This window comes from Algoriphagus sp. 10J20-15 (genome assembly GCF_055809615.1).
In genome coordinates, this window is the sequence record NZ_JBVVUG010000013.1 from 1 (window position 1) to 12,042 (window position 12,042).

11 protein-coding genes and 1 pseudogene are annotated in these 12,042 nt (G+C 40.0%); all 12 read right to left on the minus strand.

The window, feature by feature from the left end:
- Positions 1-152 precede the first annotated feature (152 nt).
- The 12 genes and pseudogenes from AC0L6R_RS06560 to AC0L6R_RS06615 all read right to left on the minus strand — a co-directional run bounded on the left by AC0L6R_RS06560 (position 153) and on the right by AC0L6R_RS06615 (position 11,973).
- Positions 153-428: a hypothetical protein gene (locus AC0L6R_RS06560; protein WP_473270478.1), complete on the minus strand. Its 276-nt coding sequence runs from the start codon at positions 426-428 to the stop codon at positions 153-155.
- Positions 385-798 (minus strand): hypothetical protein, encoded by a 414-nt coding sequence (locus tag AC0L6R_RS06565; protein WP_473270479.1) that lies wholly within the window; start codon positions 796-798, stop codon positions 385-387. The genes AC0L6R_RS06560 and AC0L6R_RS06565 overlap by 44 nt, the downstream gene beginning before the upstream one ends.
- 192 nt (positions 799-990) lie before the next feature.
- Positions 991-1,587, minus strand: coding sequence for a Holliday junction branch migration protein RuvA (gene ruvA / locus AC0L6R_RS06570; protein ID WP_283412858.1), 597 nt, complete (start codon positions 1,585-1,587; stop codon positions 991-993).
- A pseudogene (locus AC0L6R_RS06575) lies at positions 1,584-3,855 on the minus strand (NADP-dependent malic enzyme). Before AC0L6R_RS06575 ends, ruvA begins: the two are co-directional and overlap by 4 nt.
- A gap of 22 nt (positions 3,856-3,877) precedes the next feature.
- Positions 3,878-4,771, minus strand: a complete 894-nt coding sequence (locus AC0L6R_RS06580; protein WP_473270480.1) for a DUF4837 family protein — start codon at positions 4,769-4,771, stop codon at positions 3,878-3,880.
- Positions 4,725-4,976 carry a hypothetical protein gene (locus tag AC0L6R_RS06585; RefSeq protein ID WP_473270481.1) on the minus strand — a complete coding sequence of 84 codons (252 nt, stop codon included), beginning with the start codon at positions 4,974-4,976 and terminating at the stop codon, positions 4,725-4,727. Before AC0L6R_RS06585 ends, AC0L6R_RS06580 begins: the two co-directional genes overlap by 47 nt.
- A gap of 122 nt (positions 4,977-5,098) precedes the next feature.
- Positions 5,099-6,487, minus strand: coding sequence for a LysM peptidoglycan-binding domain-containing protein (locus AC0L6R_RS06590; RefSeq protein WP_473270482.1), 1,389 nt, complete (start codon positions 6,485-6,487; stop codon positions 5,099-5,101).
- Between the two features lie 14 nt (positions 6,488-6,501).
- A complete protein-coding gene (gene gatA, locus AC0L6R_RS06595; protein ID WP_473270483.1) occupies positions 6,502-7,929 on the minus strand; it encodes an Asp-tRNA(Asn)/Glu-tRNA(Gln) amidotransferase subunit GatA in 1,428 nt (475 codons plus the stop codon).
- 18 nt (positions 7,930-7,947) lie between these two features.
- Entirely contained in the window at positions 7,948-8,148 is a 201-nt protein-coding gene (locus tag AC0L6R_RS06600; RefSeq protein WP_111322719.1) for a Sec-independent protein translocase subunit TatA/TatB, read from the minus strand.
- Positions 8,149-8,259: 111 nt separating this feature from the next.
- A complete protein-coding gene (locus AC0L6R_RS06605) occupies positions 8,260-9,507 on the minus strand; it encodes a murein hydrolase activator EnvC family protein (RefSeq protein ID WP_473270485.1) in 1,248 nt (415 codons plus the stop codon).
- A gap of 5 nt (positions 9,508-9,512) precedes the next feature.
- On the minus strand, positions 9,513-10,253 hold the full coding sequence (gene lolB1 / locus AC0L6R_RS06610) for a lipoprotein insertase outer membrane protein LolB1 (protein WP_473270486.1): 741 nt from the start codon (positions 10,251-10,253) through the stop codon (positions 9,513-9,515).
- Positions 10,246-11,973 (minus strand): tetratricopeptide repeat protein, encoded by a 1,728-nt coding sequence (locus AC0L6R_RS06615; protein WP_473270488.1) that lies wholly within the window; start codon positions 11,971-11,973, stop codon positions 10,246-10,248. Before AC0L6R_RS06615 ends, lolB1 begins: the two co-directional genes overlap by 8 nt.
- Between the last annotated feature and the right edge of the window lie 69 nt (positions 11,974-12,042).

Consider the following 12,042-nt stretch of genomic DNA (forward strand, 5'->3'; position numbering starts at 1 on the left):
GAAGCTTGAATGTCAAAGGATCTTCCTTGGCCATTGGCATCTATGGTCAAATTATCTCTACGGCCACGCTGCAGTAGAAGCAACCGCTGTGACTCCCAATTTACCAAACTGAAGTTGTGTCTTGACTCCAAAAAGATTTTGGGCACCTTGAATCAGGCGATTTTGGACAGGCATCTCACGTTCCCTATTTCAATGGACTGGATGATATCTTCTTCAAATCCATCAAATTCCAGTTTCATTTGGTTCTGAAAATCAAATGAATTATTGGAATCAAAGTTGGCGCCGATTTTAACTTTTTCTCCCAAAGAACCATTTACCGCCATTTGGATCTGCTGGTCAAAATTGAATCCGCCATTTTGCTGCTGCCTAATGGGTAGCGTAGGATTATCTACTCTTCGAAAGATTGCTCCGAAGTCTAGATCTGACATAGCCTGATGGCACAATATTGATTTCACTCCCTCCAAAAAGTCGGTCAAATGAAGGGCTTACTGTGAGCGGAGGAATTAATCCTCTTCCTTCTACTGCACTTTCTCCATCGCCACCCCGTGAACGGCTTCGCCAATAATCCTGCCTGACTTTATATTCTTGAATCTTAGAAAATTGCTCGAAATCGTATTCTTGCTCATTCCCTACACGGACTGTATCAATCTGTTCAACCACATTGTACCGAAGTGCAGAGTCAATTTTCACTTCTACATTTTGGGTAATAGGACTAGCCTGTAAAAATGGTATTTGGGACTGTAGGAAAGGATTCCGCGTTGGGAATAGAGGATTTGTCCTCAGGTTTTGCCAAAGCAAATACGAGGGGGTTAGTCTCCTTCGATTCAATGAATCAATCCGGGACTGAACGCTGTCAGGATTGGTTTGTTGAGCCTCAGAAGTGGAATAGGCGAGTAGAAGACCAAATAGGATGAATAATTCAGGCCAACTACCGAGAAACCTCCTCCCGAAAAAAGTCAGTACACTCAAAAAGGTCAATACAACTTAATATTATGATGTCTTTAAAGATGCTTTAATTAAATCTTCTAACGAAATTTCTCCAGTGGTTTTTTTCAGCACAGCAGCTATATTTTTCTCAGCAGCTGCTTTTGGAAAACCTAGCGTAATGAGTGCTTGTAACGCTTCTTCGCGGATTTTATTGCTGGATTTCAAAAATCCTAATGAGGTAGATGAAGCATCAGTTCCACCTTTTCCTACCTTGTCTTTAAGTTCTAATATGATACGTTGCGCGGTTTTTGCACCTATCCCTTTAACATGTTGGATGGTAGCTACATCCCCCGCCAAAATTGCCTGCTCTATTTCTAGGGAGCTAAGTGATGAAAGAATCATGAGGCCTGTACTTGGACCTACTCCATTAATTGAGAGCAATAATAAAAAAAGTCGCTTTTCATCCTCTTTTTTGAATCCAAAAAGGGTATGAGCATCTTCTTTGATATGAAGGAAGGTGAGGAGCTTAATCTGCTCCTCATCCTTGATTTCTGTATAGGTTTGAAGGGATATTTTTACATGATATCCAATCCCGTTCACATCAATAATGACATAAGTGGGGTCTTTGTATACCAGTTTTCCACTTAGATAATCGATCATAAGCTACTGCTGGATTGTGCATCTACTACTGCCACAGCTACCATGTTAACAATCTCACGTATTGAACTTCCCAGCTGTAGGATATGTACTGGTTTGTTCATACCGAGCAGAATAGGACCAATCGCTTCAGAGTTTCCAAGTTCAGCTAAAAGCTTGTAGGCAATGTTACCTGAACTTAAATCAGGGAAAATTAGCGTGTTTGCTCTTTTGTGTATGAGTTTAGAGAATGGATACATTTCACGTTGGATATCTTCATTAATCGCAACATTGGCCTGCATTTCTCCTTCGATGACTAAGTCTGGATATTTTTTCTGAGCTATGGCTGTCGCCTTTGCCATTTTTCCCGGTATATCTCCTTTAGCAGATCCAAAGTTGGAATAAGAAAGGACTGCTATTCGAGGTTCCATGTTGAAAAATCTCACCGCATCTGCCGTCAGACCGATAATCTCAACCAATTCTTCAGCAGTAGGATTGAGATTTACCGTTGCGTCAGCAAAGAAATACGGGCCCTTCGGCGTATTCATTATATACATACCCGCCACACGATTCACACCAGGTTTTACACCGATAGTTTGCAGTGATGGCAAGATGGTTTTTGGATAATCACGCGTAAGACCTGAGATAAAAGCATCTGCAGCTCCAGATTCTACCATTAATGCCCCGAAGTAATTTCTCTGAGTAACAAGTCTCGCTGCATCTCCCACAGTCATTCCCTTTCTATTTCGCTTTTGAAAGAGCATTTCAGCGAATTTGATCAGCATCTCCTTTTCCTCCATAGGATCTATGATGGTTACATTGCTCAGATCTAAGGAATTATCGGCTATAAGTGATAAGATTTTTTCTCTATTGCCTAGGAGTATAGGTTCACCAATTTTTTCGTCACGGATGATTTGAGCTGCTTTGAGTATTTTCCTGTTATCTGCTTCCGCAAATACAACGCGCTTAGGATCTTTTTTTGCTCTTGCGATTACCACAGACATCAATCGTTGATCAATGCCGATTCGCTCTTGAAGCTCAAGCTCGTAAGCGTCCCAGTCCTTGATAAGGATATTTAGCAACACCGGTTTCCATAGCAGCTTTTGCTACAGCTGGAGCAATCGTAGTAATCAATCGTGGATCTAGTGGCTTTGGTATCAGGTATAATCGTCCAAAACCCAGTTTATCTTCTCCGTAAGCTTTGTTTACAATATCTGGAACAGGTTCTTTCGCCAATTTTGCGATAGCGTGAGCTGCTGCCAATTTCATGGATTCATTGATAGCTGTAGCTCTCACGTCTAATGCTCCCCTGAATATGTAAGGAAATCCTAATACGTTATTCACTTGGTTTGGATGATCAGAACGTCCGGTTGCCATGATTAGGTCGGGACGAGTAGCCACGGCCAGCTCATAGGAAATTTCGGGATCTGGATTTGCTAAAGCGAAAACGATCGGATTTGGGGCCATCAGCTTCAATTGATCCTGAGAAACAATATTTCCTGCAGAAAGGCCTAAGAAAACATCCGCGTCTTTCAAGGCATCAGAAAGAGTATTTAGGTCTCTATCCGTGGCAAATTCTTTTCTGATTTCATCCAGATCGGTTCTATCTGACCTCAAGATTCCGACGATGTCACATAAAACTATATTTTCCTTTTTAATACCTAAAGAAATATAGAATCGAGTACAGGAAATTGCCGCAGCTCCAGCACCGTTTACCACCAATTTGATTGTTGAGATATCTTTCTCTACAATTTCCAGTGCATTAAGTAAAGCTGCTCCAGAGATAATTGCTGTGCCATGCTGATCATCATGCATGACAGGGATTTTCATTTCCCGCTTAAGTTCAGTTTCTATTTCAAAGCATTCAGGTGCTTTAATGTCTTCCAGATTAATCCCGCCAAAAGTTGGTTCAAGAGACTTGATTATTTGGATTAACTTTTTGGGGTCTTTTTCATTGATCTCAATGTCGAAAACGTCTATTCCTGCAAATTTCTTGAAAAGAACACCTTTTCCCTCCATCACAGGCTTCGATGCTTCGGGACCTATATCTCCAAGTCCAAGAACGGCTGTACCGTTTGAAATAACACCTACCAAATTGCCTTTGGCAGTGTATTTATAGACGTTTTCAACATCCGCTTCGATTTCTTTGCAGGGTTCTGCAACTCCCGGCGAATAAGCCAGCGCAAGATCCATCTGGCTAGAAAGTGGTTTTGTGGGGTTTACTTCAATTTTGCCAGGCGAGCCTTGCGTATGATAATTTAGTGCGTCTTCCTTGCGGATTTTGATTGCCATAAAAGCTAGTATAATTTGGGTTTTAGGCCCCTTGGTCCTCCTTCCAACTCACATTAGTGTTCAGAAGAATAGTCTCTATTTCTCTGAGGGCATCTCTGTGTATTTCATTAGGATAAAATACGAACCCTTCAATGTAATAAAGTTTTCCTTTTTTCTGATCAATCATGAGGTAACCAAGATAGGATCCACCCATACTTGTGTTGTTGGTTTTCCAAGCGCCTCTTATTTCTGTGGTAAAATTATCATTAATCACCATGTTTCTAAAAGCAGGCGGAATTTGTTTTTCAGAAACCACATAGGAAGTTGTGTCTTCTGGATCTCCAAAAATGTGTTGTTTTGTTATTGAGTCTCTGAGTTTGAGGATGTTTGCTGGGAAAGTTTGCTCTTCCGAAGTATAATCGGTCTCGTAGAAAAATAAACTTATATCAGCTCGATTTCCACTTGGGGTAATCTGTCTCACCCATAGAAAATCATCTTCTGATTTCGCTACCTGATAGGAGGCAGGTACATTGATCTCAATTCCAAGGTTCTCTCTCGCTTCCACTGCGGCGGCAGAATTTTTTCTAGCAAGTATGATTTTTTCCAATCTTCCTCTTTCTCTTACTTCAAAAAGATTCTGAAGTCTACTTCCGTTTTTCTTTAAATTCTCTACTAATTGTTCCTCTGTATTGCCAAACAAGTAAAGTACTTCTTGGCCAATAGCATATTCATCCTCCATTCGCAATGAATAAATGTTAGGATCATTCATTGCCTTTTCTTTTGATTCCTTGGAAAACTGAGCATTGATCACCTGACTAGCGGATCCTTTGTCGTCGAAAGTTGTGACGTATACTAAGTTGGTGGACATTTTGAGCATGCGTGTCATGGCTCTAGGGTCTACTGTGTTTACTTTGAACTTTGCTTCTGATCGAATCATTCCTGGGATGTCGGATTCGCAAAATTTCTTTCAGTTGATCTCCAACTGGGCCAGCCCATTTTACTGAGTCTATTACTAAGATAATTTCCCCTATGGAGCCTCTTGCTTTTGGCTTAGAGCTGTCTGCTCCTGTTCCCTCAGATTCACAGGAAGTAAATACAATGCCCATGATTAGGGCTATGAGAATGGATGAAATGGTCTTCATTTTTGGTTGTTTGATTCTTGGATAGGTCAAATTAAGTACATCGTAACATTTATCCTTATTTAGGATTGAATATTACCATTACTTAAAAAAAATTAACAAACTATAGGAAAATCTGGCGCGAATTAGCCGATAATAAGTTTCTGACCTGGCTTAATGTTATTTGAATTCAGATTGTTCAGACGCTTAATCTGGTCCACGGTAAGGCCTTCATGTTTTCTTGAAATAATCCAAAGTGAATCTCCGGGCTGAACAATGTATGTGGTTTGTCCTGAGGCATTTGTTTGTGTCGTAGCAATGTTTCCAGACATTCCTGAATTTATTCTTAAAGTCTGTCCAACACGAATCAGATTTGAAGAAAGATTATTCCACGATTTTAATTGAGTTACGGTGACTCCGTGCCGCTGAGCAATGGAACCTAAAACATCACCTGATCTAACTTTATATACTGTGCCATTTTGCCTGATGTCTTGAGCTAGCGCTTCCACAGATTGAACCTTTACGTTAGAAGCTAGCAGCACAGTCGGAGCATTATTCAGCGAATCATTTAACCATGCAAGGTTTTCTTTGATATAAGGGGCTTTGGTTCGAGGAATTCGAAGAGCCATGTTCTTATTGCTTTCTGGTATCCTGCTATTCTTAATCGCGGGGTTTAATGTTTTTAAGTCTGCTACACAGAGATTTGTTAACTCGGCAAGCTTATCTAAGCTTAGTGCCCTATCAAAACGGATTTTCTCATATTCCACTACATAGGTAGGGTCTTCTGGATAAAAATTATGCTCTTCTAGGTGATTTAAAATATATAACATTGCTTGTACCTGAGGTACGTAGCTGCGGGTTTCTCGAGGTAAATAGTTATAAATCCCCCAAAAAGTTTTCTTTCCACCAGATCTACGGATTGCTTTTCTCACGTTGCCAGGCCCACAATTGTATGCAGCCATTGCTACTTCCCAATCACCAAACATTCGATAAAGTGATTTTAAATATTTCGCAGCTGCTTCGGTAGAAAGTTCTGGATCCATTCTGTCATCTACCTCATTGTTGGTGTTCATTCCGTACATTCTGCCAGTCGCTGGCATAAACTGCCAAAGACCCATAGCACCTACTCGAGATCGGATCTGAGGATCAAGCCCAGATTCAATGATTGATAAATATTTGATTTCCAAAGGCATATCATGTTTTCGCATCATTTCATCAAACATTGGAAAAAACAACTCTTTACGAGCCAAGACCATTTTGGTGTAGTCTCTATTTCTTACAGTGAAGTATTGGATGAAAGAAAAAATACGATCATTCAGCTCAAATGCCATTTCATGATCCATCGCTCTTACTCTACGATCGATCTCATCATAAGTGAAATCTGGAATGTATTCGTAATGGTAATTAGGTAAAACCTCCTCATCGAGTAGGGGAGCAGCGGCAATAGATTCATCATCCTGAGAATATGCTTTGGACAGTGGAATCATACATGTGATAAGCGCAAGTGTGAAAATTCTGAACAAAGGGTTTTTCATAGGGATAATGGGTTTTAGGACGTCAATTCTGTTAAATAATTACTAAAAGCATAGAGCTCTGCCTCTTTAAAAGAGTTACAAATCACCTGCAAACCAATCGGCATTCCATTCTCATCTTTCCCATTAGGAAGAGAAATGGCTGGGACTCCAGACACTGAAGCTTGCACTGTAAAGAGATCTTCCAAATACATTGCTACCGGATCACCACTATGCTCACCAAACTTAAACGCTGTAGATGGCGTAGTCGGCATAATAATATAGTCAAAATCATTTAAAAGATTTTCAGTAAAGTCTTTTATTAATCTTCTGACTTTCTGCGCTTTAGTGAAATACGCATCGTAATAGCTGGCACTTAGCACAAACGTACCCAGCATAATTCTTCGCTTTACTTCCTCTCCAAATCCTTCACTTCTAGTCAGCTTATACATGCTTTCCAAGTTATGAGCATTGGGAGTTCTGTATCCATACTTTACCCCGTCAAACCTTGATAGATTGGAGCTAGCTTCTGCAGTAGTAAGAATATAATAAGTCGGTAGGATGAAATCAAGTAAGGGGAATTCTACTTCCTCTACCGTATGACCTTCGGATTTTAATTTATCTAAGACTGCCAACGTATTAGTTTTGATCTTAGACTGAAGGGCTTGAGACTCGATGGTTTCTTTAAGAAAGGCAACTTTAGCTTTTTTATCAAAGTGTAAAAGTTGACTATATGGTAAAACAGGTTTTCTAGATGAAGTACTATCGTATTCATCATGACCGGCCATAATTTCCATGACCATTGCATTATCTTTTACTGTTCTAGAAAAAACCCCAATGCAGTCAAACGAGGAGGCATAGGCAATCAAGCCCCATCGAGAAACCCTTGAATAGGTAGGTTTCATTCCAATCACTCCTGTAAATGCCGCCGGTTGCCTTACAGAACCACCTGTGTCAGTTCCCAAAGAAATGGTGCAGAGATTTGCTTGAACAGCCACTGCTGATCCTCCAGAGGAACCTCCAGGGACGCGTGATTCATCTGTTGCATTCAATACCTTTCCATGGGCAGAATTTTCATTCGAACTTCCCATTCCAAATTCATCACAATTGAGTCTGCCGATAACAATAGCGTCTTGGTCTAGCAGTCGTTGGATAGCTGTGGTGGTGAATTGGGATTCAAAACCATTTAGAATTTTGGAAGAGGCGTTGGATTCGTGGCCAGAATAGCAGAGTACATCTTTGATACCGATGACCATTCCGGCAAGTTTACCGGCATTTCCATTAGCTAATTTCTGATCAATAAGATCAGCTTGGGCTAAAGCGGATTGCTCATAAACTTCGACGAAGGCGTTTAAATGCGCCTTCGTCTCAATGTTTTTTAAATAATATTGGACTATCGCGCGACAGTCACTTTCCTTCTTTTCGAGCGATTTTTTAATTTCGTCGAATGAGATGAATTTTTCCAATTTCCTTGGCTTAAGAGATTACTTTTTCTTGTCGTCTTTCAGACCTTCCTCTAGGTCGTTCTGAATGTCCTTGGTAGCATCTTTAAATTCTCTGATACCACGTCCAAGGCCACGAGCCAATTCAGGTATTCTTTTAGCACCAAACAATAGAAGGACGACCAATACGATCAATACGATCGAGCCACCGCCCATGTTTTGAATGAAACCTAATGTAGTCATGATGGTGTGTGTTTAAGGGTAAATGTGGATACAAAGATATAATTGTGATCCGCTTACACAAAGTTCAGCGTCAAGCAATCTATCTTTTTTATGAATATACGCAATTAAGTTCTACTTGGATGTTAGCCATGTCGAAGGATTCATCACAGAGAGACCTTTCCAAGTTTGGAAATGTACTTCTGCTTCCCCGCCAGGACCTGTAGCAACTTGTCCAATTACGTCTTTTGCACTTACAGTCTGACCTGTTTTTACAGTAATGGTTTTCAACTTACTATACATGGTATAATACTCACCATGTTTTATGATCACTGTACCGCCAAAACCAGGCATAGTTGTGATTTTAGTTACTGTGCCATCAAATACAGCCCTTACATTAGAATTAGGCTGGGTGCGGATGTCTATCCCATCACTTTCCATGGTGATTCCTTTAAGAGTAGGGTGTGGATAGGTACCATATCCCTGCGATACAAAACCTGTTTCTACTGGCCAAGGAAGCCTGCCTTGATTCCCAGCAAATGATTTTGACAAAGCAGCGACCTCTGGGGTCATCGGCATGCTACTGCCAGTCGATTTGGTAGCAGTGCTATTTTCTTTTTTAGCGGCTGCTTCAGCGCGGCGTATCTCATCTTCGATCACCTGCTTGATCATTTTGTTTAGTTGATCCTGTTGTTTTTTAGTTGCAGTGATCTGTTTTTTAATGTCTTGCTCTTTTGAGGTAAGCGTGTTCACAAGGCCTTGCTGAGTACGCTTCATCTTATCGAGTTCTGCTCGTTCTTTTTGCTCTTCTGCAAGCACTTTTTCTTTTTCAGCTTTTTTATTATCCAATAAGGCCCGCTGATCTATAAGCTCTAAGCTTAATTTTTCAATTTGAGCAGCCTGTTGTTTCCGGCTATCTGTGTATTGTTTCAAATACATCAATCTAGAATAGAGCTGATTGAAATTTGCTGAACTGAAAACAAAAGAAACAATAGAAAGTCCTCTATTGAGCTTTGAGGCATTATAAATCATTCTACCATATTCAGCTTTTAAATCTTTCAGCTGTACTTCCAGGCTCTCTATTTTATCTTCCGTCTCACTTATCTCCTGGTTGATCAGCTTCACTTCTCGATCAAGTGTATTAACTAAACGAGTTTGGGTTTGAAACTGACGCGTTACTGCATTTAGCTCTCCTATGGAATTTTTCTTTGTTGCAGTAGTTTGCTTCAAGATTTTATCAAATTCCAATAGCCTAGCCTGTACTTCTGCTTTCTGCTTTTCTAATTCTTCCCGTGTTTTTTTCGTTTGGGCTGATAGATCTACAGCTGTAAAAAGCATCAATCCAATCAGAATGCTAAATGGAATTAGAAAGTTGCGATACATGCAATTCAAAATTTGAAAGGAAAGCTAAGAGGTGCTGAGAAAGGATCAACAGAGGTCCATTCTACATTAATAATGGTGTTTTGTCCACCTTCTGGTAGTTGATAGGCTAGTTTGTAGAGAACTTCAAACGGAAAAGGTTTTGCGTCTATGTCCTGGAAAGTGGAATAGCTGGCAAGCAATGATCCACGATCATCGAGCGAATTACTAACTAACTCTGAGACTTTTCTGTAATTGACATCAACTTTGGAAAAGTACCTTACTTTATCTCGAACTTGAGTAAGCTCAAATGATTTACCTACTCGTACCAATCTGTCTTTGTAATCCACTTGATGGGGCGGATTCGCAAAAAGCACGTTTTGGAAAATATCCAAAGATAATTTCAAACCGTAAACTGCTTCAAATTCGGTGAAAGTTAAGTTGATGTCTTCCTTTCCAATTCTGTCTTTAATCTGAATTTTATCCTGAGTGATCAGTCCTCTCACAGCTTCCATGCCCATTCCAGGAGAAATGATAAACCAGAGAACTGAATCCTTTTTTGAACGGAGGTTTAAACTTCCTCGAGTGATTTTCCCGGATTCTTCCTCTATCACTACTTTGGCTTTAGCACTCAGGTAGTCATATTCAGTATAAATAGGGGAGAAGTCTTCCATTTTTCCATCTGCCTGATAGACTATCGTTTTTTTGGAGCAGGAGAAAAGAAGGCCTAAGCCGATAACGAGCACAAATCCTGCAAAAAGTTTATTCATGGTATTTTCCTTCTTTAATTTTCTGTGAAAGTTTGTCAGAGGCCTCAGGACTTCCTTCGGCTTTTTTCCAATAACTCAAGGCTTCATTCTTTTTACCAAGATGAAATAAAATATCTCCGTAATGCTCAAGCATGACACCACTTGGCTGTGTTTCATGCATCAGCGCTAAGTCCATATATTTCTTAGCACCTTCGTAATCTTTCATCTGAAAAAGAACCCATGCATGTGTATCAAGGAAAGTGCCATTATCTGGAAATCTGCGAACAACTTTATCAGACATTGACTTTGCCTTCTCCAAATTCTTCTTTTCCAACGAAAGGAAATAGGAATAATTATTCAAGACCTGCTCGTCATTTGGGTTGAGCTCCAGTGCTTTATCAAAATTTCGGAATGCCTCTTCTTTTTCTCCCAAGTTATACAGAGAATTACCAAGAGAACCGAAGGCTACCTGATCTAGCTGAGGGTTTTTATTAGCGTTTAATTCGATTGCTTTGTTCAGTGATACGACAGCTTCTTCATCTTGCTTTTGAGCGGATTTTACTACACCATCATAAAACCAGAATTCTGGATTTTGCGGGAATTCATCTACGGCTAAAACCGTAAATTTTTCAAGTTCATCGAAGTCAGCATTTTCACCGAAAGACCCTAGAATCACTTGCTCCACTAATTTGGAATTCTTCGGATTGATCAAAAGTGACTTTTTGAAATATTCTATCCCTTCTTCATTCTTTTGATCCAGCATCCGCCGCTGACCCAATGCAGCGTAGATTTCCGCATTTTCAAGCGTAGATTTAGCGATTAAAGTTTCCAAACTATCTAGGAGTTTCTCTCTTTCCTCAGTTTTAATTTCAGTGAGAATACTAGAAAATGCCTGGGATTTAACCTCTGGATCAAGATCGCTACTGGCAAAAGCAGAATACAGATAGTGGTTAGACTGTTCGATATCACCAATATCCTTTAGGAGCGTATGCGCTGCCATTTGTAATTCCGGTTGATTTGGATACTTCTTGATCTCTTCAAAAACTAAGTCTAATGCCTGATCTACCCGATTATTATTGTATAAAATCTCAATCAAATTCATGACATAGGCAGGGTTACCTGGTCGTGCCTCGACTAATTTTTCACCTTCTTCTATTGCTTTGCCAAGGTTGTTTTTGTTCAAATAGATCCGTTGCTTCTGAACCGTAATTGGCTCCATTACACCATAAAACTCTTCTGCTCGATCCAAAACTATCAGCGCTTTATCCAGCTCTTTTTCGTTGAGATAAATTGAAGCTAAGTCCAAATTGTATTGTTGATTGCTTTCTCCGTCAGCAGTTAATCGCTCTAAAATTTCTGCAGCTTTTAAGGGCTGCTTTAAATTGGTGTAGATCTCAGCAACCATTAAGGAGTAGTACTTATTTTCAGGTGCAAGTTCGGCGGCTCTACTTGCATAAGGCATAGCTTTTTCAGGTTGATTTGCCTTCACTAAGATCTCTGCGATTTTATAGTGAATAGCAGGTGCATCTGGTGAAAACTCCATTGCTTTCTGAAAGTAGAAAAAGGCTTTTTCCAGATCATTAAGCACTAGGTTTTTCTCACCTTCGATAAAATAACGTGTGCCTTGGGATTCATTCAATTGTGCCTTACGCTCTTTTTTGGAGAGCTTTTCTTGCGCAAAACTTGCTGAAGAGCCTAGTGCGACAAGTAGAAGTATGAGGATTGTTCTTTTGAAATTCACGGGAAATAGGGACTGCAGCTTAATTTCACAAACATAATGCCTTTTATGCAATTCGACTTTGTTTGTAAA

What these genes read in the sequence shown, in the direction of transcription:
- ruvA (WP_283412858.1), bottom strand. Translation starts at nt 1,587, where the DNA reads ATGATCGATTATCTAAGTGGAAAACTGGTATACAAAGACCCCACTTAT.
- lolB1 (WP_473270486.1), bottom strand. Translation starts at nt 10,253, where the DNA reads ATGAATAAACTTTTTGCAGGATTTGTGCTCGTTATCGGCTTAGGCCTT.
- AC0L6R_RS06605 (WP_473270485.1), bottom strand. Translation starts at nt 9,507, where the DNA reads ATGTATCGCAACTTTCTAATTCCATTTAGCATTCTGATTGGATTGATG.
- AC0L6R_RS06585 (WP_473270481.1), bottom strand. Translation starts at nt 4,976, where the DNA reads ATGAAGACCATTTCATCCATTCTCATAGCCCTAATCATGGGCATTGTA.
- AC0L6R_RS06600 (WP_111322719.1), bottom strand. Translation starts at nt 8,148, where the DNA reads ATGACTACATTAGGTTTCATTCAAAACATGGGCGGTGGCTCGATCGTA.
- AC0L6R_RS06590 (WP_473270482.1), bottom strand. Translation starts at nt 6,487, where the DNA reads ATGAAAAACCCTTTGTTCAGAATTTTCACACTTGCGCTTATCACATGT.
- AC0L6R_RS06560 (WP_473270478.1), bottom strand. Translation starts at nt 428, where the DNA reads ATGTCAGATCTAGACTTCGGAGCAATCTTTCGAAGAGTAGATAATCCT.
- AC0L6R_RS06580 (WP_473270480.1), bottom strand. Translation starts at nt 4,771, where the DNA reads ATGATTCGATCAGAAGCAAAGTTCAAAGTAAACACAGTAGACCCTAGA.